Raw genomic sequence first — 19,176 nt, 5'->3', positions numbered from 1 at the left:
GGGTACGGAACCCGGGCCGCCGTCCGCGCACCGCGAGGGGCGTCAGCCGTGGCGGCTCGCCTTCGCGAGGGCCGGGACGAAGCGCAGGGCGTCGACGGTGCCGACGCCGGTGGCGAGGTCGTAGCCGTTGACCGCCTTGTAACCGGTCACTCCCTGGTAGGAGTTGTCGGTGCCGTCGTTGACGTCGACGATGCCGTTCGCCCTGGCGTGGGCGGCGAGGCGGTACAGGGCCTGCTGGATGTTGCCCACCCGGTGCCCGGCCGCCTGGTCGGCGAGGGCGACGATGCCCGCGAAGAGCGGGGTGGCCTCGCTGGTGCCGCCGGTGACGTCCCAGCCGACGGCGGTCGGGTCGTAGCTGGAGTAGATCCAGGCGCCGCCGTTGACCGCGGCGGCCATCGAGACGTCCGGGGTGCCGCGGCGGGTGCCGACGACCTTCTTCACGCCGTTCTGGAAGGACGGGCGGGTGAACACGTGGGACTGGCCGCCGCCGCCCGAGCCGTAGTCGTTGTAGACGCTGTCCGGCTTGACGCGCTCGCCCTTGTCGTTCAGGTGCAGCTGGGTGCCGCCGATGGAGGTGACCAGCGGGTCAGAGGACGGCCAGGAGTTGACGCGCTTCTTGTAGTACGTCTTGCCGTCCGCCTGGAGGTCGGTGGCGCCGCCGTCACCGGAGGCGGCCAGCACGGTGACGTGCTTGCGGTCGGCGTCCTGGAACGCGTACCGCAGGTTCTTGATGCTGGAGAAGTTCCCCTTGTCGAAGCCGGGGAAGGTGTTCTCGGTGGCGCCGAAGCTCTGGCTGATGACGTCGCCGACGCCGTGGTCGATCAGGTACTTCTCGGCGTTCATCATCTCCGGCAGACCGGTGGTGCCCTCGGTCTCCGCGACCGCCGTCTCCACCAGCACGATCTTGGCGGCGGGCGCCACCGCGTGCGCCATCTCGACGTCCAGGGTGGTCTCGCCCGCCCACCCGGTCATGTCGGAGTTCTTGGGGTCGAAGGCGGGCACGTGCCCCCACTTGACCACCTTCACCTTGGTGCTGGGCAGCCCGTACTGCTTGCTGTACACGTCGAGGTCGTGCTGCACGGTCGGGGAACCGTACGAGTCGACGATGACGATCGTGCGTCCCTTGCCCGTGATCCCCTTGCGGTACAGGGGGTTGAGGTCGTACGCGGTGCGGTACTGGAGCGGCCCGTAGCAGTTGATGTGCCACTTGGCCTGGCACTGGGCGCTGGAGAGCGGGTCGCTCACGCCGTGGACCAGGGTGTGCCCGACGACGGCCGGCACCGCGAGGGTGTGCGGTGCGGCGGCGGGGGCGGCGGTCGCCAGTGCGGCGACCGCGAGGGCGGCGACGGACGTGGCAGCCGCGACGCCCCGCCCGGTGAGGGCTATGTGCATGGATCCCCCTGCTGGTATTTCGAGGATGGTCTCGCGCATCCCATCGAAAAGGTCATGCGCATATCAAGACCGTTGAACCGACGATGCCGAACCCTTTACCTGGTCACGGGGTGCCGTCACCAGGTCGGACGAGCGCGCGTCCGGCCGACGAGCCGGACCGCCCGACAGATGTGACGATCACACTACGGTGACAGGCGACTTCGGACCGTCACCCCAGTCGGCAGGAGGACCACTCGATGAACCCCACCCTCAAGCGCCTGCTCGGCGTCACCGCCGCGGTGGCCACCGGCATGACGGCCCTGGTCGGCACCGGCGCCGTACCCGCGGGCGCCCGTGCCGCGGAGGCCCACTGCGACCGCGCCGAACGGCCCGTCTGGAAGGACCAGGGCCCCAGCCGCAACATCACCGGCCACAACTGCAGCCTGCCGGAGGAGAAGCGCCGCTGGTACACCGTCGAGATCGACACCCTCGTCCAGCCGCACTACCGGACGGACTACCAGACCGGTGCGGTCGACCGCACCGAGACCCTGCACGACAGGACCGTCAGGTGCCTGGGCTACACGGTCGACCACTCCACGGTGAACTGGTTCGGCTGCCCGGCCGGCTGACGCACACCCGGGCAACCGTCGCGGCGCCGGGGCCGTCTGGTCCACCATGGGGTGTGCGATTCGATTCCGTGCCCATGCCGGCGGCCGTCGAGGCCCGGCCCCGTGACAGCCGCGGGTACCCGGTGCCCGCCATCACCCCGTGGGAGGGCGACGAGCCCCAGTTCGCGCTCACCGACTACGGGCGCAGCGCCGAGTGCGCGCGGCAGCGGCTGTGTTCGGTCTGCAACACCCTGATTCCCAGAGGGCCGGTGTGGCGGGTGGTCGGCGCCGCGGAGAGCGCGGCGATCCGCGAGGCGCTCGCCGCCGGACGGCCGTACCGCAACATGGCGGCGACCCTGGAGGCCCCGGGCCACCGCGCGTGCATGCTCTACGCCTCGATGGTCTGCCCGTACCTGGCGCGCCCCAACGCGCGCCGGGGGCTGACGGCACAGCACCCGGACGACATGACCGCGCATGTCGTCCGGGGCGCCGTGCGGGGCGAGATGGGTGCCGTGGTGGGGTACGGCGACTACGAGTTCGCCGTCACCAAAACCCAGGTCCTGTTCCGTTTCCTGGATGTGGTCGAGTACCTGCCGCATGACACGGCCGACCAGCACCTGCCGGAGCTCCAGGCCGAACTGGCCCGCTCCGGCGGCCGGTTGGGCGGAGGCGGTCAGCCGCGGTAGGCGGGCAGGCCGGTGTGGCCCGAGACCTTGACGGGCCTGCCGAAGCCGTGGGCGGTCTTCGTGACGGTGTACGTGCCGGTCGGGGCGCGGAAGGCGATGGTTTTGCCGTTGGGCGACCAGGCGGGCTCGGTGTAGTCGGTGCCGGCGCCGGGGGTGACGTCCTTGACGACGTTCGTGGAGCCGCCGAACTCCTCCACGAAGAGGTGGTCGTGCCCGTGCACCGAGCGCACGAAGACGACCTCTTCCTCATCGGGGGCGAGCGCGGGCTCGGAACCCTTGGTCAGCGCGCCGCCCTGCTGGCGCAGGTAGTCGTCGCGGATGTAGACCTCGCCGGTACGGGTGTTCTCGTAGACGGACGTGCCGTAGTCGCCGCCGACGTTCGGCCAGGTGTTGCCGGTCTGGGGGACGGCGCCGTCGCCCGGGTCGCCATTCAGGCTGATCTTCGCGGGCCTGCCGTGGTTGCTGGTGGCCTTGATGCCCTCCAGGACCGTGCTGCCGTGGACCCTGGCCGAGAAGATGAGGTTGTTCTTGGCGGGGATGTGGTTCGCCCGGTCGGCGGCGGTCACCTGCCAGGTGGGGTGGGACCAGGTCTGTCCGCCCGGGTTGACGGCGACGGTGACGCGGTGGCTGCCGTCGGGGTCGGAGACGACGAGGTCGCCGTGCCCGTCGACGAACGCGGCCTTGCTGCCGCCGGGGTTCCAGGCCAGGTCGCGGACGGTGGTGCCGAAGTCGATCGACCTGCCGCCGACCAGGACGTGCCGGGTGCCGTCGCTGAGGGTGAGCCCCCTGGGCACGGTGACCGCGCGGGCGGCCGGCGCGGCCGTCGCGGTGGCGGCCGCGCCGCACAGGGCGAGCAGGGCGGCGACACCCGTGACGGTGGCGGCTTTGGTGGTCCTACGGCGACGAGCGGACATCGGGGTTCCCCCAGGCATGTGGATGACGCTGCGATGGAAGAAGTCTTCCCGTACCCGGTGACAGCGCTGTGCGCTCACTGTCACAGCTGTGCAATAGCGGGGCCTCCGGGATGACGGGCCGTCAGCTTCGGGGCGCCGACCGGTTCCTCGGGGGCTCACGTCACCCGGGGGTGGCCCGCGCCGTGCGTCGGGTGCGTCGTTCGCGCGGTGCCCCGGGCGGTAGGGCCCGGACCCGGTAGGGCAGTATCCCCTCAGTCGTCGCCTGCCCTTGAGGGGTCGTCATGCGTTCTGCCCGCCGTCTCGTACCGCCCGTCGTGTTCGCCTGCCTCCTGCTGGCGGGCTGCAAGTCCACCTCGCTCGGCACATCGACGCCGTCCGGGAGCGGCAGCCCCGGGGCCGGGGCACCGGGGAAGGCCGGCCCGGCGCCGGCCATCGCGACGGGCGCGGGTCCGCAGCGGAACTACACCGTTCAGCAGCAGCCGGCGGCCGACTCCTGCCACTACCGCTACGAGCACGGGGAGCCGCTGGAGGACCCGAAGTGCACGCCCGGCGCCGTCTCCCCCGCCGTCACCCAGGCGAACCTGAAGTCGACGATATGCCGCAAGGGCGGTTACACCTCCGGCGTACGCCCCTCCGCGTACGTCACCGGCAAGGAGAAGAGGCTCAACGCCGCCTCGTACGGCTTCACCGGCAAGATGTCGGAGGCCGAGTACGACCACCTCATAAGCCTCCAGCTGGGCGGCGATCCCAACGACGACCGGAACCTGTGGGTCGAACCGGCCGACCCCGGCCACAAGGACAGCCAAGGGGTGAACAACAGGAAGGACCCGGTGGAGACCAAGCTGCACACCGCGGTCTGCGCCGGCCGGATCACGCTCGCCGCCGCACAGCAGGCGATCGTCACCGACTGGACCACCGCCCTCAGCCGTCTCGGCCTCCAGTGACCCGGTCACCGGGGCCCTTCCGGTGCCGACGGCGCCGGACGTGCCGCAGGACCAGGGCGGCGACCAGGACACCCAGGGCGACGAGGGCGTAGCGCTGGTAGCGGGCGATCTCGTCGTAGACGGCCGTGATGTGGGTGCCCGCCGCGTAGGCCAGGCTCGCCCACAGGCCGACCCACAGCGCGGCGCCCAGGGCGTTGAAGACGAGGAAACGACGCCAGGGCATCCCGCTGGTGCCCGCGACGATGCCGTTGACCTGACGCAGTCCCTCGACGAAGCGGGCGACGACGACGATCTTGCCGCCGTGGCGGGTGAAGAACTCCTCGGCGGCGTGGAAGCGCTCCGGGGTCAGGAACACGTACCGGCCCCAGCGGTGTACGACGGCCCGGCCGCCGGTGTGGCCGATCAGGTAGCCGATGTTGTCCCCGGCCACGGCGGCCACGAAGGCGATGGCCGCCACGGCCACGATGTTCAGCTGTCCGGCGCCCGCGTAGATCCCCGCGGCGATCAGGATGGTCTCCCCCGGCGCGGGGACCCCGAAGTCCTCGACGAAGATCACGGCACCGACGGCCCAGTAGCCGTAGTGGGTGAGCAGCGGGGCCAGGTGGGCCAGCGGTCCGGGCAGAGGCGGCGCCATGTCCCCACCGTACGCGGCGGAAAAGGTCGTCCCCGCACCGAACCTCCGCCGGGCATCGAGCGTCTACAGGTGCGTGAGTGCGCGCCGACCTCGCGCACCAAGTCGTATTCGAGGGGAACCGAACACGCCATGAAGACCAAAATGACCGCCGTGGCCCTTGCGGCGATCGTCGCCGCCGGCACCGCCGTCGCCGCCGTCCCGGCCTCGGCCGCCACCGCCAAGGCCGCGCCGGCGCGCTGCCACACCGCCGACCTGAAGGCCGGCTTCGCCACCGGGGACGACGCGAAGCCGGAGATGGGGAAGGTGGGGAAGCAGACACAGGCGTTCATCTGGTTCACCAACAAGAGCAACCACACCTGCACCCTGTCCGGCTTCGCCGGTGTCGACATGGTCGGCGCCCAGCGGACCGACGGCACCTGGTCCCTGGTGCGCTCCTCCAAGAGGCCCACGAAGATCACCCTGGGCCGGGGGGACACCACGGACTTCAGCGTCAACCTGCTCCCCGTGGCCAGGTCCACGCCGCAGAAGGAGAAGTTCGTCCCGGCGAAGTTCCTGGTCACCCCGCCGAACGAGACGAAGCACTTCACCCTGAAGTGGCCGTTCGGCGGCCAGATCCTCAAGCAGGACGGCGCCACCCACCCGGGCACCTACCTGAACCCGGTCGGACAGTAGTCCCCAGCGGCCGCGCGGTCAGGGCTCGGGGGGGCCTTGACCGCGCGGCGTTCGTCCGGACCCGGACGGGGCGCCGGACCACTCCGACCTATTGTTGTGCAACGCGTTGACGGCGGTAAGAAATCAGCCCTACATTCCTCGGTGTCCTGGCTCGGCACCCGCTCCCCGCCCCCACCCGCAAGGAGCCGCTTCCATGCCCGTCCGCACCCGGCTGCGCATCGCCCTCACCGCCCTCGCCACGCTGGCCACCACCACCCTCACCGCCCTGCCCGCGCCCGCCGCCGAGGCGGCCGCCCCGGCCGCCGGCAACCTCACCGGCACCCTCTCGGACGGCGCCACCTGGACGGCGGACGTACCCGAGCACTGGAACGGCACCCTGCTGCTGTTCAGCCACGGCTTCGGCCCGACCGTCGCCAGGGACGCCCCCACCGACGCCGTCCGCACCGAACTGCTCGCCGAGGGCTACGCGCTGGCGGGCTCGTCCTACGACCCGCACGGCTCGATGTGGGCCCTGAACAGCGCCGAACGCGACCAGTTCGCCACCCTCGACGCCGTCACCGCGAAGATCGGCGCGCCACGGCGGACCATCGCCGTGGGCCAGTCCATGGGCGGCCTGGTGAACGCGCAGCTGGCCCGCGACGGCGCCGGCCGCATCGACGGCGCCCTCGGCCAGTGCGGCCTGGTCGCGGGCGCCACGGACCTGGACAACTACCAGCTGGACGCCGAGTACACGATCGCCCGGCTGCTGCTGCCCGCACAGGACGTCAAGCTGGTCCGGTTCGGCTCCGCCGACGAGGCGGCCGCCACCGCGAACCGGCTCACCGCCGCCGTCACCGCCGCCCAGGGCACCCCCCGGGGCCGCGCCCGGGTCGCGCTCGCCGCCGCCTTCCTCAACCTGCCCGCCTGGTCCCCCGGGAAGACCCGCCCCGCCGCGACCGACTGGGCAGGGCAGGAGGCGCAGCAGTACGACTGGTTCGCGCAGGGCATCCTGGCGTTCGTCGAGGGCGGCCGGTACGCCGTCGAGCAGTCCGTCGGCGGCGACAACTCCTGGAACCGGGGCGTCGACTACGCCCGGCTGCTCGCCGGTTCCGAACACGCGCCCCAGGTCCGCGCCCTGTACCGGGCGGCCGGGCTGTCCCTCGACGCCGACCTGCGGACGCTGACCGAGGGCGCCGGCTACGACGCCGATCCCGCCGCGGTCCGTACCGCGCAGCGCACGTCCTCCGCGGGCCAGGGACTCGGGGTGCCCCTGCTCGACGTCCACACCACCGCCGACAACCTGGTCCCGGTGCAGCAGGAGAACCGCTTCGCCGCCCGCGTGCGAGCCGCCCGCGACGGCGCGTTGCTGCGGCAGGCGTACGTCGAGCGGCAGGGCCACTGCGCGTTCACCACCGCCGAGACCGTGGCCGCCCTGCACGCTCTCGAACACCGCGTGGACACCGGCCGCTGGGACGACGCCGCGACCCCGGCCGCGCTCCAGAGGTCGGCCACCGCCCTGGGCCTGGACGGAGCGGCGTACGTGCCGTACCGGCCGGCGCCGCTGACGGTCGGCCGTCCCGACCCGGCCCGTCCCGGCCGCCGCTGACGTCCCCTAGGAGGCGGCGGACCCGCGCAGGCGGAGGTGGGCGACGACCTTCTTGCCGGTCGCCTGCGGGACGGTGTGCAGCCGGCCGCACAGCCGGGTGACCAGGTGCAGGCCGTGGCCGCCGATGCGGCGGGCGTCGTGGGCGGGCAGTCGGGGCGGTCGGGGGGAGCTGTCGCTCACGGTGATGCGCAGCAGGTCCGCGTCGGGTGACACCTCCAGCGCCAGAGCCGCGGGGCCCGGCGCGTGCCGCAGCGCGTTGGTGACCAGTTCGCTGACGACGAGCTGGGCGTCCTGGCTCGGCCGGTCGCCGGGGTCGTGGCCGGCCCGGGCCAGCAGCGTGCGCACCGCGGCCCGGGCGTCGGCGATCGATGCGTCCGCCGCGTCCCAGGCGACGCTGTAACGCAGGGGCGCAGCGGGTTCCTGTTCGTCCGATGCCCGGTTCTTCAGCGGGGTGACCATAGAACTCTTCCCGTGGGTCGTCCTTGGCGTCCTTGCCTTACGTGTCCTCTCTCCTCCTTGCCTCCCGTGTCCTCTCGTCGCGGGCTCTTACCTTCACTTCAGCTCATTTACCCGAAATCACCTTGTTCATGGGGGGTGACCGGTGAGGCGGCCGGTGCCGGAGAAACGAACAGGGCCCTCCCGGATCGTTCCGGGAGGGCCCTGGGCGTGGCTGCGGAGACCTCAGTGCTTGAACGCGTCCTTGGTCTTCTCCTTGGCCTCCCGAGCGTCACCCTTGCTCTTCTCCGCCTGTCCCTCGGCGGCCATGCGGTCGTTGCCGACGGCGTTCCCCAGCGTCTCCTTGGTCTTCCCCTCGGCCTGCTCGGTCTTCGCCTTGGCCTTCTCGCCGGCAGTCATGGAACATGCCTCCTCTTGGACGTCGGTGCCGCTGTCGCGGTAAAGCCGCGGGTTCCCCGCCTTCCCCGGCGGAAACGGGGCACCCACGGGGAACAGCGAGAAGTCTGAGAGGGTGAGGTCATGGACATCGATCGCAGGAACAACGTCACGATCGTCGGAAACCCGCAGGGACCGACGGTGGTGCTCGCGCACGGGTTCGGCTGCGATCAGAACATGTGGCGGCTCACGGTGCCCGCACTGGCCGAGGAATACCGGGTGGTGCTCTTCGACTACGTGGGGTCGGGCCGCTCGGACCTGGGGGCGTTCTCGGCGGACCGCTACTCCTCGCTGGACGGCTACGCCCAGGACGTGACCGAGATCTGCGAGGCTCTCGACCTGCGCGACGCGGTGTTCGTGGGGCACTCGGTCAGCGCCATGATCGGGGTACTGGCCGCCGGCCTGGCTCCGGAACGCATCGGCGCGCTGGTGATGGTCGCCCCGTCACCGCGGTACATCGACGACGACGGCTACCGGGGCGGCTTCACCGCCGACGACATCGACGAGCTGCTGGCCTCGCTGGAGTCGAACTACCTGGGCTGGTCGACGGCGATGGCACCGGTGATCATGGGCAACCCGGACCGCCCCGAGCTGGGGGAGGAGCTGGCCAACAGCTTCTGCGCCACCGACCCGGACATGGCGCGCGTCTTCGCCCGGACCACGTTCCTCTCGGACTCCAGAGACGACCTCAAGACCGTGAGCGTGCCGACGCTGGTACTGGAGTGCACCCAGGACGCCATCGCGCCCCGCGAGGTGGGCGCCTACGTCCACCGGGCGATCCCCGGGGCGACGCTGGTCACCCTCGACGCCACCGGGCACTGCCCGCACCTGTCCGCGCCGGAGGCCACCAACCAGGCGATCACCGCCTTCCTCGCGGGCCTGCGATGATGTGCCGGGCCGGGCAGCAGCCCGACCCTCAGGACGCGGACGGCAGGCAGGCGGCGGACGCCGCGTTCGCCGCCCTGCTGGAGGACAGCGCCGAGGAGCTGTACGAGAGCGCCCCGTGCGGATACCTGTCCACGCTGATGGACGGCACCATCGCCAAGATCAACGCCACGCTGCTGGGCTGGCTCGGCCTGGACCGGGAGGCGGTGGTGGGCCGGATGCGGTTCACCGACCTGCTGACCGTGGGCGGCCGGCTCTACCACGAGACGCACTTCGCGCCGCTGCTGCGGATGCGGGGCGAGATCGGTGGCATCGCCCTGGAGCTGCGGCAGCCCGGCGGCACCCGGATGCCGGTGCTGGTGTCGTCCGTGGTCAAGCACGGCGAGGACGGCCAGCCCCAGCTGATCCGTACGACCGTGTTCGACGCCCGGGACCGCCGCGCCTACGAGGAGGAACTGCTGCGCGCCCGCCGGGCGGCGGAGGAGGCGCGCGAACAGGCCGAGGCCGATCGCGCGCGGCTTCAGGACGCCCTCGCCGTCCTCCAGCAGTCGCTGCTGCCCGACTCACTGCCCCGGGTGCCCGGCATGGAGGCGGCCGCCCACTACCGCGCCGCCTCCCCCGACCGGCTCGGCGGCGACTTCTACGACCTGTTCCCGGTGGACGGCAAGCGCTTCGGCTTCTTCCTCGGCGACGTGTGCGGCAAGGGCCCGCAGGCGGCCGCGGTCACCTCGCTGACCCGCTACACCCTGCGCGCGGCCGCCCTGCACGACCCCGACCCGGTCTCCGCCCTGACCACCCTCAACAAGGTGCTCCACGAGCGGTACACGGGCGGCGATCCGCGCTACTGCACCACCATATTCGGCGTCGCCGAGCCCGATCCCGCGACCGGACAGGCCACCGTCACCCTCGCCTCCGGAGGGCACCCCCCGGCCCTCGTCCTGCGGGCGGACGGCACCGCCGACTTCCTGCCCACCCCCGGCGGCCTCCTGGTCGGCATCGTGCCGGCCGCGCACTTCGCCACCGCCACCACCACCCTGTGGCCGGGGGACACCCTCCTCCTGTACAGCGACGGCGTCACCGAGGCCAGGACCGGAGCGGACCGCAGCTCCCTCTACGGCGACGACGCGCTCCGCGCCTTCACCGCCGACCACGCCGGCGGGTCCCCACACGCCGTCGTCCAGGCCCTGACCGGCCTGCTGGACGGCTTCGGCGACGGACTCGACGACGACACCGCCCTGCTCGCCCTCGGCGTCCCCACCGCCGCGTCCACCACGAAGAACACGAAATGAGCCTTCTGCACCTCACCACCCGCGACACTCCGACGGGTCCGGTACTCGAAGTCCTCGGCGAACTCGACCACGCCACCGCAGCCCGGCTGAGCGACCTGGTCGCCGCCCTCCCCCTGCGACCGGGCCAGGACCTGGTCCTGGACCTGGCCGGGATGGAGTTCTGCGACTCGAGCGGCATCACCGCCCTGATCGCCGCCCGCAACCACGCGCACGCCGCCCGAGCCGGCATCGCACTCGCCGCCGTCCCGGCCCACACCCTGCGCGTGCTCAGGATGGTCGGCCTCGACCAGATCTTCCCCATCCTCCCGGACAACCCCGCCGCCGACGGGCCCTGACCACGCGTCAGGACGGTGCGGCGAGGCGTTGTTCGGTCCAGATCACCTTGCCCTCGGCGGTGTAGCGGGTCCCCCACCGGTCGGCGAACTGGGCCACCAGGAAGAGGCCGCGGCCGCCCTCCTCCATGCTGGTGGCCCGGCGCAGGTGCGGGGACACACTGCTGCCGTCGGAGACCTCGCAGATGAGGCTGCGGTCGTGGATCAGCCGGACCCCGATGGGGCCGGTCCCGTACCGGATGGCGTTGGTGACCAGCTCGCTGAGGGTCAGCTCCAGGGTGAACGCCTCCTCCTCCAGGCCCCAGTCCCGCAGGATCCCGGCGGCGGCCGCACGCACCCCGGCCACCGCCGACGGGTCGGACGGCACCTCCCAGCACGCGGTGTGCTCCTCGTCGAGCAGCCGGGTACGGGCGACGACCAGGGCCACGTCGTCACGCGGCGGTCCGGGCAGCATGGTGGCCATCGCCGCCCGGCACATCTGGTCCGGCGTGCGCCCCGCCGGTTCGACGGCACGGCGGAGCCGTTCGATGCGCTCGTCGATGTCGTGCCGCCGGTCCTCCACCAGACCGTCGGTGTAGAGCACGATGCTGCTGCCCTCGGGCAGGAGCACCTCGGTCATCTCGTACGGCAGCCCGCCCAGACCCAGCGGCGGCCCGGCCGCCGCCCCGGACAGGCGGGCGTGGCCGTCCGGGTGCACGAGGACGGGTTCCAGGTGGCCCGCCCTGGCCATCGTGCACCGGCCCAAGACCGGGTCGTAGATCGCGTACAGACAGGTGGCGCCGGTCAGCGTCGGCGTCCCGCCGTCCCCCTCCCGGTCCTGGTCGATGCGGGTGACCAGCTCGTCCAGGTGCCAGAGGAGTTCGTCGGGCGGCAGGTCGAGGGTGGACAGGTTCTGGACGGCGGTACGCAGCTGGCCCATGGTGGCGGCGGCGTGCAGCCCGTGTCCCACGACGTCGCCCACCACGATGGCGACCCGCGCCCCGGGCAGCGGGATGACGTCGAACCAGTCGCCGCCGACACCGCCGAGAGACGCCTCGGCCGGGACGTAGCGGTGCGCCACCTCGACCGCGTTCTGCTCCGGCAGGGCGTGCGGCAGCAGGCTGCGCTGCAACGTGACCGCCATGGCGTGCTCCCGCGCGAAGCGGCGGGCGTTGTCGATGCTGACCGCCGCACGGGCGACCAGTTCCTCCGCCAGGGAGAGGTCCTCGTGGGTGAAGGGCGCCGGCTCCTTCGAACGCCAGAAGGTGACCACGCCGAGGATCACGCCGCGGGCCCGCAGCGGCACCGTGACCATGGTGTGGACGCCGTGGGCCACCAGTCGCCGGGCACGGTCCGCGTCCTGTGCCTGCCAGCCGGAGAAAGCCGCCAGGTCGGCCTCCAGCGCCGGCTGCCCGGAACGGAAGCACGCCGCCTGCGGGGTCGAAGCGTCGAAACGGATGAGGTCACCGGCCGGGTAGAACGGTATGTCCGGCCGCCTGCCGCCCAGGGCGACCCGGCGCAGTTCCACGGCGTCCGGCGCAGTGGGTTCCTCGCCGCGCAGCACGGCGTCCGTCAGGTCGACGGTGACGTGGTCGGCGAACCCGGACACCGCGAACTCCGCCAGTTCCTCGGCGGTGCGGTGCACGTCGAGGGTGGTGCCGATGCGTATCCCGGCGTCGTACAGCAGCCTGAGCCGGCCCTGGACCAGCTCCACCCGGCCCATCAGGGCGCTGAGTTCGGTCGTGTCGCGCAGGGTGGCGACCCAGCCGGCCGGTTCCGCCGGGGCCGCGGGGCGCTGGCTGACGGCCAGCAGCCGGTCGCCGACCTCGATCACCTCGTCGGTGGTCACCCTGCCGGACAGCAGGAGCTGTTCGGCCTCCGGGTCGAGCCCGAGGTCCGTGACGGGCCGGCCGTCCAGGTCGGTGGCCCCGAGCCCGAGCAGGCGCCTGGCCTCGTCGTTGGCCAGGAGCAGCCGGCCCCGCGGGTCCACGATGAGGACACCTTCGCGTACCGCGTGCAGCACGGCGTCGTGGTGCTCGTACATGCGCGTCATCTGCACCGGTCCGAGGCCGTGTGTCTGGTGGCTCAGGCGCCTGCCGATGAGGGCGCTCCCCCCGGTGGCCGCCGTGAGCACCAGGCCCGCGGCCGTCAGGACGAGCGGCATCTCCCGGCCGGCCGCCAGCGTCACCCGGTGGACGGTGATGCCCGCGGACACCAGCCCGACGACCTTCCCCCCGGGGCCGGTCACGGGGACCACCGTCCGGACGGAGGGGCCCAGCGTTCCGGCGGTCGTCTCGGTGACGACGCCGCCGTGCAGCGCCGCCGAGATGCTGCCGATGAAGTGCTGCCCGATCCGGGCGGGGTCCGGGTGGGTGTAGCGGACGCCGGTGGGACTCATCACGACGACGAAGTCCACGCCGGAGAGCTTGCGGGTCTCCTCGGCCTGCTGCTGGAGCGCGGCGCCCGGACGGCCGTCCGTCAGCGCCCGCCGCACCGAGGGGTCGGAGGCGACGGAGGCCGCCACCGCGAGGGAGCGTTTCTGCGCCTCGTGCTCGGCATCGCCGCGGGACTCCAGCAGGAGCGCGACGACCGCCGCCGCCACAAGAACCAGGACGACCGCGACCTGCAGACCGAACATCTGGCCGGCGACGCTGTGTATCCCACGCCGGGACCACAACCGCCGGAGCAGTTGGTGCATACCGCTCATATAACACCAAAGACGTAAGGCGACATCACCCCTCGGACGGCGCGGCTTCCCATGCGGGGGCACCCCGTGTCCGTACGCGTACCGTGAGTGACGAGCGGCGGCCTCTCGGACGGTCCGTCAGCCGGGCCCGTCCGGGCTCCGGGAGAAGGCCGTGTCGCCGGCCATCGCCACGATCGCGTCCTCGACCAGCAGCACGCGCGGCGGATCGGCCTGCGCCTTGTCCCCGGGGTCGGCCAGCGCCGAGGTGCGCCAGACCTCCGCCCCGGTGCGGCTGTCCAGCGCCAGCAGCCGGCCGAAGCGGTTGGCGAAGTAGACCCGCCCGTACGTCGTGGACACCGCGGGCGCGGACAGGCTCTCCACGTCCGTCACCCGCTGCCAGAGCTGCCTGCCGCTCTCCGCCGACACCGCGGTGACCGACCCGTCGGACCGGACGAAGTAGACGACGCCGCCCACGAGGGTGGCCGCGCCGGTCAGCGGACGGGCCAGCGGTGTCCGCCTGACCTGCCCGGTCTCCGGGACCACCCGCAGCAGCGCGTTGTACGGCCGTTCGTACCCGGATTCGTACACGTCCTCGGCGGTTTCCGGGGCGAGGAACAGGGGCTGCCCGCCGACCGCGCCGAGCGCCTGCGCCTTCTCGGGCAGGGTGGCGGTCTCGCTCAGGCCGCCGGGTCGGATCCTCATCAGCTCGACGGGGGCCTGGCCGGGTTCCGTGCCCCGCGAGCACAGCGCGTAGGGGACGCCGCCCAGCGCCGACGGAGTGCAGTACTCGTCCAGCGAGGGCGCCCGCCACAGCTCCTTGCCGGAGGGACCGTAGGCCACGAACGACGCCTGGTCGGGGGACAGGGTCAGCAGTCCCCCGTCGTACAGGACCGCGTCCTCGGAACGACTGATGTCGCGTTGCCAACGCCGGTGCCCGGTACCGGCGTCGAGGGCGACCACGCGCCTGGTCCTGTCGTCCGGTTCCTCGTACAGGTAGACCAGGCCGCCGCGGACGCCGACCGGCTGCGCCCCCTGCGGGCGGGTGCCGCTGCGCCACAGGGTGCGGCCCGAGGCCGGGTCGATCCTGGCGGCCGTGAAGCCGGTACCGCCGCAGAACAGGGCTCCTTCGTCGGTGACGCATCCCGGGCTGCCGTAATCGAGCGGGACGCCCCGGACGTCATACCGCAGCTGCTTCTGCCACGGGCGCCAGCCGTCGGGCAGCGTCGCGGCACGGGCGGTGGCGGCGGTGGCCGCGGTGCTCTCCGGGTCCGAGCCGAGGGCGGCCACCGCGACCCCGAGCACCGTGACGGCCAGCGCCGCACCGAGGCCGGTGAGCAGCATCCGGGCGCGGCGCCGTCCGCCGGTGCGGGGCACGGTGGTGGCCGCGCCCTCCGCCGCGGGACGGACCCGGCGCTTCGCGGGCCGGGTCGTCCGGGACCAGGCGGCGTCGGACTCCGGCAGCTCCTGGAGCATGCGGTGCACGTCCGTCGGTTCCGGCCGTGCCGCGGGGTCCTTGGCCAGGCAGCGCTCGACGACGCCCAGGAGCGCTTCGGGCACCCCGCCGAGGTCCGGGGTCCCGAACACCACCTGGTAGCCGGTGATGTAGGGGCTGTCGGCGTCGAACGGCCCGGTGCCGACGGCCGCGAACACCAGCAGCGACCCCAGCGAGAACACGTCCGAGGCCGGGGTGACGTCCCGGGGGGAGGACAGTTGCTCCGGCGACATGAAGGGAGGGGTGCCGATCATCTGCCCGGTCGTGGTGAGGCGCTGGTTGTCGGCCGCCCGCGAGATGCCGAAGTCGATGACGCGCGGACCGTCCTCGGTCATCATGACGTTGCCCGGCTTGAGGTCCCGGTGCACCAGGCCCGCCCGGTGGATGTCGCGCAGCGCCTCGGTGAGCCCCAGCCCCAGCGCCCGCAGCTCCGGTCCGCCCAGCGGGCCGTCCCGCTCGACGACTTGGGCGAGGGTGAGCCCCGGCACGTAGAGCGTCGCCATCCACGGCCGGTCGGCGTCCGGGTCGGCGTCCAGGACCGGCGCGGTGAAGGCGCCGCTCACTCTGCGCGCGGCCGCGATCTCCTGCCGGAAACGCGTCCGGAACTCGTCCTCCTGGGCATACGGCTCGTGCACGAGCTTGACCGCGACCTGCCGTCCCGAGGCGGAGACTCCCAGATAGACGACCCCCATACCGCCCGCCCCGAGCCGGCCGAGAAGGGTGTACCCGCCTATGGAGCGCGGGTCGCCGCTGCTCAGGGGCGTCATCTCCGCTCGTCCTTCCCCGCGCCTGCCTGCCTCACGGGGATCAGCGTAGGGCCTGCCGCCGCGGGGGCCGACGCGGCGCGGTGTGCGGCACCGTCACCGGCACCGCACACCGCGTTCTCCCTCGTCCGCTCAGCGACCGCCGTGGCCTCCGCCACCGCCGTGGTCGCCGCCGCCACCGCCGTGGTCACCGCCGCCGCCGTGATCACCGCCGTAACCGCCGTGGTCACCGCCGTAACCGCCGTGGTCGCCACCGTGGTCACCGCCGTAGCCACCGTGGTCACCGCTGTAGCCACCGTGGTCACCGCCGTAGCAGTCGCCGCCCCACCAGTCGTCGCAGTCGCGGTTGAAGTGGTGGGAGTAGGAGGAATCGTGAGCCGGAGCCGCCACCGCGGTCCCGGCCGCGCCGATCGCGGCTCCGCCGGCCAGCAGGGCGCCGGCAGCGGCGGCCGCGAAGAGGCGCTTCGCGCGCTGAGTGTGCATGGCTGGACCTTTCTTGCCTCTTCTCGCGCCGTGGGACGGTGCGAGATGGATGGCCGCGCCTCGCACGAGCCTCAGATGAGGGGCATGCGACGCGGTCCCCGGCGTCGCCGCACGATGAGGGGGAACACGGTCCGGCCCGCGACCGGGGCTCCGTGGCGGGCCCTGCCGGACGAGGCGGCCCCCGTCCTGCGGCTTCACCGCTCGTATCCGAGCCTCGTCCCCGGCCGGCGCCCCCGCCATGGGCCGAACGGCTCCGGCTCCGGGCCGAACGCCCCTCGGCCCCCGCCCACGAGGGCCCGTGTCACGGAAGACCAGGTCAGGACGGCCGTCGTCCCTGATGGCGCCGACCCCGACGATCGCGCCCGGCTCCAGCACCTGCTCAGGGCCCAGCACGCGTTCGCCGCCGAAGCCTCCCACCAGCTCAAGACCCCGCTGACCGCGCTGCGCCTGCGACTGGAGAACTTCGAGCCCTACCTCGACCCGCGCGTCCAGCACAGCCTGGACGAGGCCGTCGGCGAGGTGGAGCGCCTCGGCCGCTTGGTCCAGGGGCTGCTCGCCCCGGCCCGGCCGGAGAACACGGCGAGCACCCCCGAACCGGTCGACCTGGACGCCGTGCTGGCCGAACGCGCCGCCATGTGGGAACCGCTCGCGGCCGAACAGCACGTGGCCGTCGCCGTCCTCGGCGCTCCCGGCGGCCGGGTCTGGGCGATTCCGGGCGCGCTGGAGCAGGTCGTCGACAACCTCGTGGCCAACGCGCTGCGGGTGTCCCCGCCCGGCACGGCCATCACCCTCGCTCGCGCTCCAGGGGGCGTGTGCCACGTCGGACCAAGGGCCGGGGCTGTCGGAGACCGACCGGGTACGGGCTTTCGACCGCTTCTGGCGGGCTTCCGACACCCACCACGACGGAACCGGCCTCGGCCTGCCCATCGTCCGGCACCTCGTCCACGCCTCGGGCGGCGAGATCAGCCTGCACGCGGCCCCCGGCGGCGGCCTGGACGCCCACGTGCGGCTCCGGCCCGTGGCCGGCGAGCGACCGCGGCCGGGAAGCGGAGCGACGCCGCACACGCCGCGAGCCACGACGGCGAAGCACTGACGCACGGTGCGGTGCCCGGGCCTCGACCCGGGCGTGCCCGCTGAGCACGCCGAACGACATCGGGTGGACGCTTCTTACCTCGCACCGAGAACCTGTCCTGTCTTCCTTCCCTCTCACAGGGGGGCGCATGCCCCAGGGGAAACCGAGCGAGGCGACCAGAACCGGAAGTGAGAAAGCGTGTCGGCCATCAGCCAGCGGGTGCACCTGCTGATGCTCACCGCCTGGACGACCCTCTGGTTCGTGCTGGTCCAGCCGCACGGCGGGTTCTCCTGGCACTACCTGCGCACGGGCGGCGAGTTGCTCTACGCGGGCTCGGGCAGGGCGGACGGCGGGCTGAATCTCTACGCCCACCACCCCGAACTCCAGATGGGCCCGGTCAGTTTCCTGGTGGCGGGTCTGTTCAACCCCCTGCCCGAGGCCACCGGGCAGTTACTGGCCGCCGGCCTGATGTCCCTGCTCGGTCTGCTGATCCTGGTGGTGGCGGGGCGCAGCGCCGCCTGGCAGCTCCTGGGCACCGGCACCAACCATCGGCGACTGCGTCAGCGAGTGCTGATCGCGGGCCTGGCCTTCATCCCGATGTGGATCGAGGTCGCCGTCCGGTTCGGCCACCTCGACGACGTCCTGGCACTCTTCTTCACGGCCCTCGCCGTGGGCGCCCTCACTCGCGGCAACCCCGCCGCGACGGGTGCCCTCCTGGCCCTGGCCGTGGACTCGAAACCGACCGCGCTGACCTTCCTGCCCCTGCTGCTCGCCCTGCCGAGGAGGCAGTGGCTGCGCGCGGGACTGTGGTGCGCGGCGCTGGTCGCGCTCGCCTGGCTGCCGTTCCTCCTCAACGCCCCGCAGTCGCTGACGGCGGCCCAGTTCACCATCCCCAACCAGCCGGCGTCCGCGCTGCACTGGCTCGGCGTCGACGATCCGCGCACCCCGCCCTGGGACCGGCCGGCGCAGGCCACGCTGGGGCTGGCGCTGGGGTGCGTCGCGGTCTGGCGGGGCCGCTGGCCCGCGGTCGTCCTCCTCGGCGCCAACGCCCGGATCGCCCTGGACCCCAGCGTCTACACGTACTACACCGCCTCCGTCCTGCTGGGCACCCTGCTGTGGGACGTGATCGGACAGCGGCGCCTGGTGCCCTGGTGGAGCTGGATCGGCCTGATCACCCTGTACGGCACGGTCTTCGTCGTCCCCGACGACGCGGCCCGCGGCCTGATCCGCCTGGGCTTCGTCATCGTCTCCACCGCGTACGTCCTGCTCCGGCCGGTACGGGACCGGCGTCGGCACCCCTCCCGGCCCCGCGGCAGACGCGTCGAGCCCGATCAGGCCCTCGACACGGCGACGTGAACGACGCCCGGTACCCGCGAAGACCGAAGACCCATCCGGCCGACGCCGACCGCACCCACCGGTGCGTGCGGTCGGCCCGGTGGCCGGCGCCGGCTCCCCTTCCGGGGCCCGGCGCCCGGCTCCCCGGGGCCCGGACGCTGTGCTCAGTACTGCTCGGTCTCCATGAAACCCGTCCTGCCGTCGTCGTCGGCGCCGAAGGCGTCGGCGGCGGCCGTGGGGTCGAATCCGGGCGGGCTGTCCTTCAGGGCCAGGCCCATGCCGGCCAGCTTCGCCTTGACCTCGTCGATGGACTTCGCACCGAAGTTGCGGATGTCCAGGAGGTCGGCCTCCGAACGCGCCAGAAGTTCACCCACCGAGTGGACACCCTCGCGCTTGAGGCAGTTGTAGGAGCGGACCGTGAGCTCCAGCTCCTCGATCGGCAGCGCCAGGTCGGCGGCGAGGGCGGCGTCCGTCGGGGACGGGCCCATGTCGATGCCCTCGGCGTCGATGTTCAGCTCACGGGCGAGACCGAACAGCTCCACCAGGGTCTTGCC

The 19,176-nt window shown here is 72.7% G+C and carries 19 protein-coding genes and 1 pseudogene; 11 read left to right on the top strand and 9 right to left on the bottom strand.

Annotated features, from left to right (window positions below):
• Positions 1-42 precede the first annotated feature (42 nt).
• Entirely contained in the window at positions 43-1,392 is a 1,350-nt protein-coding gene (locus tag AB0958_RS40605; protein ID WP_366895508.1) for a S53 family peptidase, read from the bottom strand.
• Between the two features lie 236 nt (positions 1,393-1,628).
• Between AB0958_RS40605 and AB0958_RS40600 the strand changes: the two genes are divergently transcribed.
• Both AB0958_RS40600 and AB0958_RS40595 read left to right on the top strand, forming a co-directional pair.
• Positions 1,629-2,000, top strand: coding sequence for a hypothetical protein (locus AB0958_RS40600; RefSeq protein WP_366895507.1), 372 nt, complete (start codon positions 1,629-1,631; stop codon positions 1,998-2,000).
• Between the two features lie 53 nt (positions 2,001-2,053).
• Positions 2,054-2,665 (top strand): hypothetical protein, encoded by a 612-nt coding sequence (locus AB0958_RS40595; protein ID WP_366895506.1) that lies wholly within the window; start codon positions 2,054-2,056, stop codon positions 2,663-2,665.
• On the opposite strand, the gene AB0958_RS40590 is transcribed toward AB0958_RS40595, so the two are convergent.
• Positions 2,653-3,579 (bottom strand): hypothetical protein, encoded by a 927-nt coding sequence (locus AB0958_RS40590; protein ID WP_366895505.1) that lies wholly within the window; start codon positions 3,577-3,579, stop codon positions 2,653-2,655. The genes AB0958_RS40595 and AB0958_RS40590 overlap by 13 nt on opposite strands.
• 281 nt (positions 3,580-3,860) lie before the next feature.
• Here AB0958_RS40590 and AB0958_RS40585 point away from each other — a divergent pair, with 281 nt between their 5' ends.
• A complete protein-coding gene (locus AB0958_RS40585) occupies positions 3,861-4,523 on the top strand; it encodes a hypothetical protein (protein ID WP_366895504.1) in 663 nt (220 codons plus the stop codon).
• Here the strand turns inward: AB0958_RS40585 and AB0958_RS40580 are convergent.
• Entirely contained in the window at positions 4,501-5,157 is a 657-nt protein-coding gene (locus AB0958_RS40580; protein ID WP_366895503.1) for a DedA family protein, read from the bottom strand. The two genes, AB0958_RS40585 and AB0958_RS40580, sit on opposite strands and share 23 nt — an antisense overlap.
• A 129-nt stretch (positions 5,158-5,286) precedes the next feature.
• On the opposite strand from AB0958_RS40580, the gene AB0958_RS40575 reads away from it, so the two are divergent.
• Positions 5,287-5,829, top strand: coding sequence for a DUF4232 domain-containing protein (locus AB0958_RS40575; protein ID WP_366895502.1), 543 nt, complete (start codon positions 5,287-5,289; stop codon positions 5,827-5,829).
• 193 nt (positions 5,830-6,022) lie between these two features.
• Complete coding sequence (locus AB0958_RS40570) at positions 6,023-7,414, top strand: alpha/beta hydrolase (protein WP_366895501.1); 1,392 nt, start codon at positions 6,023-6,025, stop codon at positions 7,412-7,414.
• Between the two features lie 6 nt (positions 7,415-7,420).
• Here the strand turns inward: AB0958_RS40570 and AB0958_RS40565 are convergent, their stop codons facing one another.
• Entirely contained in the window at positions 7,421-7,873 is a 453-nt protein-coding gene (locus tag AB0958_RS40565) for an ATP-binding protein (protein ID WP_366895500.1), read from the bottom strand.
• A gap of 222 nt (positions 7,874-8,095) precedes the next feature.
• On the bottom strand, positions 8,096-8,269 hold the full coding sequence (locus AB0958_RS40560; RefSeq protein WP_132889636.1) for a CsbD family protein: 174 nt from the start codon (positions 8,267-8,269) through the stop codon (positions 8,096-8,098).
• Positions 8,270-8,389: 120 nt separating this feature from the next.
• Between AB0958_RS40560 and AB0958_RS40555 the strand changes: the two genes are divergently transcribed.
• The 3 genes from AB0958_RS40555 to AB0958_RS40545 are packed head-to-tail and all read left to right on the top strand — an operon-like array spanning position 8,390 to position 10,814.
• A complete protein-coding gene (locus AB0958_RS40555) occupies positions 8,390-9,193 on the top strand; it encodes an alpha/beta hydrolase (RefSeq protein ID WP_366895499.1) in 804 nt (267 codons plus the stop codon).
• Positions 9,193-10,479 (top strand): SpoIIE family protein phosphatase, encoded by a 1,287-nt coding sequence (locus AB0958_RS40550; protein ID WP_366895511.1) that lies wholly within the window; start codon positions 9,193-9,195, stop codon positions 10,477-10,479. Before AB0958_RS40555 ends, AB0958_RS40550 begins: the two co-directional genes overlap by 1 nt.
• Positions 10,476-10,814 (top strand): STAS domain-containing protein, encoded by a 339-nt coding sequence (locus AB0958_RS40545; RefSeq protein ID WP_366895498.1) that lies wholly within the window; start codon positions 10,476-10,478, stop codon positions 10,812-10,814. Before AB0958_RS40550 ends, AB0958_RS40545 begins: the two co-directional genes overlap by 4 nt.
• Before the next feature lie 7 nt (positions 10,815-10,821).
• Here AB0958_RS40545 and AB0958_RS40540 read toward each other — a convergent pair whose 3' ends face one another.
• The 3 genes from AB0958_RS40540 to AB0958_RS40530 all read right to left on the bottom strand — a co-directional run bounded on the left by AB0958_RS40540 (position 10,822) and on the right by AB0958_RS40530 (position 16,215).
• Positions 10,822-13,488: a SpoIIE family protein phosphatase gene (locus AB0958_RS40540; protein WP_366895497.1), complete on the bottom strand. Its 2,667-nt coding sequence runs from the start codon at positions 13,486-13,488 to the stop codon at positions 10,822-10,824.
• A 126-nt stretch (positions 13,489-13,614) separates the two neighbouring features.
• Positions 13,615-15,735 (bottom strand): PQQ-binding-like beta-propeller repeat protein, encoded by a 2,121-nt coding sequence (locus AB0958_RS40535; RefSeq protein WP_366895496.1) that lies wholly within the window; start codon positions 15,733-15,735, stop codon positions 13,615-13,617.
• A 129-nt stretch (positions 15,736-15,864) separates the two neighbouring features.
• Positions 15,865-16,215: a hypothetical protein gene (locus AB0958_RS40530; RefSeq protein ID WP_366895495.1), complete on the bottom strand. Its 351-nt coding sequence runs from the start codon at positions 16,213-16,215 to the stop codon at positions 15,865-15,867.
• A 45-nt stretch (positions 16,216-16,260) separates the two neighbouring features.
• Here AB0958_RS40530 and AB0958_RS40525 point away from each other — a divergent pair.
• The 3 genes and pseudogenes from AB0958_RS40525 to AB0958_RS40515 all read left to right on the top strand — a co-directional run.
• Positions 16,261-16,731: pseudogene (locus tag AB0958_RS40525) on the top strand (hypothetical protein); the annotation flags it as partial.
• A 322-nt stretch (positions 16,732-17,053) separates the two neighbouring features.
• Positions 17,054-17,308, top strand: coding sequence for an ATP-binding protein (locus AB0958_RS40520; protein WP_366895510.1), 255 nt, complete (start codon positions 17,054-17,056; stop codon positions 17,306-17,308).
• 210 nt (positions 17,309-17,518) lie between these two features.
• The gene (locus AB0958_RS40515; protein ID WP_366895509.1) at positions 17,519-18,643 is read left to right on the top strand and encodes a hypothetical protein; all 1,125 of its coding nucleotides are present in this window, start codon (positions 17,519-17,521) and stop codon (positions 18,641-18,643) included.
• Positions 18,644-18,786: 143 nt separating this feature from the next.
• On the opposite strand, the gene AB0958_RS40510 is transcribed toward AB0958_RS40515, so the two are convergent.
• On the bottom strand, positions 18,787-19,176 hold a 390-nt coding region (locus tag AB0958_RS40510; protein ID WP_366895494.1), incomplete at its 5' end, for a DNA-directed RNA polymerase subunit alpha C-terminal domain-containing protein.

Source organism: Streptomyces sp. NPDC006655, assembly GCF_040703965.1.
Lineage (GTDB): Bacteria > Actinomycetota > Actinomycetes > Streptomycetales > Streptomycetaceae > Streptomyces.
Note: the sequence above shows the minus strand (reverse complement) of the source record. Positions and strands in the feature narration are given on the sequence as shown.

Coding starts and splice junctions, on each gene's coding strand:
- AB0958_RS40550 (WP_366895511.1), top strand. CDS start 9,193: ATGTGCCGGGCCGGGCAGCAGCCCGACCCTCAGGACGCGGACGGCAGG.
- AB0958_RS40570 (WP_366895501.1), top strand. CDS start 6,023: ATGCCCGTCCGCACCCGGCTGCGCATCGCCCTCACCGCCCTCGCCACG.
- AB0958_RS40575 (WP_366895502.1), top strand. CDS start 5,287: ATGAAGACCAAAATGACCGCCGTGGCCCTTGCGGCGATCGTCGCCGCC.
- AB0958_RS40605 (WP_366895508.1), bottom strand. CDS start 1,392: ATGCACATAGCCCTCACCGGGCGGGGCGTCGCGGCTGCCACGTCCGTC.
- AB0958_RS40580 (WP_366895503.1), bottom strand. CDS start 5,157: ATGGCGCCGCCTCTGCCCGGACCGCTGGCCCACCTGGCCCCGCTGCTC.
- AB0958_RS40535 (WP_366895496.1), bottom strand. CDS start 15,735: ATGACGCCCCTGAGCAGCGGCGACCCGCGCTCCATAGGCGGGTACACC.
- AB0958_RS40540 (WP_366895497.1), bottom strand. CDS start 13,488: ATGCACCAACTGCTCCGGCGGTTGTGGTCCCGGCGTGGGATACACAGC.
- AB0958_RS40530 (WP_366895495.1), bottom strand. CDS start 16,215: ATGCACACTCAGCGCGCGAAGCGCCTCTTCGCGGCCGCCGCTGCCGGC.
- AB0958_RS40545 (WP_366895498.1), top strand. CDS start 10,476: ATGAGCCTTCTGCACCTCACCACCCGCGACACTCCGACGGGTCCGGTA.
- AB0958_RS40585 (WP_366895504.1), top strand. CDS start 3,861: ATGCGTTCTGCCCGCCGTCTCGTACCGCCCGTCGTGTTCGCCTGCCTC.
- AB0958_RS40565 (WP_366895500.1), bottom strand. CDS start 7,873: ATGGTCACCCCGCTGAAGAACCGGGCATCGGACGAACAGGAACCCGCT.
- AB0958_RS40600 (WP_366895507.1), top strand. CDS start 1,629: ATGAACCCCACCCTCAAGCGCCTGCTCGGCGTCACCGCCGCGGTGGCC.
- AB0958_RS40560 (WP_132889636.1), bottom strand. CDS start 8,269: ATGACTGCCGGCGAGAAGGCCAAGGCGAAGACCGAGCAGGCCGAGGGG.
- AB0958_RS40590 (WP_366895505.1), bottom strand. CDS start 3,579: ATGTCCGCTCGTCGCCGTAGGACCACCAAAGCCGCCACCGTCACGGGT.
- AB0958_RS40555 (WP_366895499.1), top strand. CDS start 8,390: ATGGACATCGATCGCAGGAACAACGTCACGATCGTCGGAAACCCGCAG.
- AB0958_RS40515 (WP_366895509.1), top strand. CDS start 17,519: ATGCTCACCGCCTGGACGACCCTCTGGTTCGTGCTGGTCCAGCCGCAC.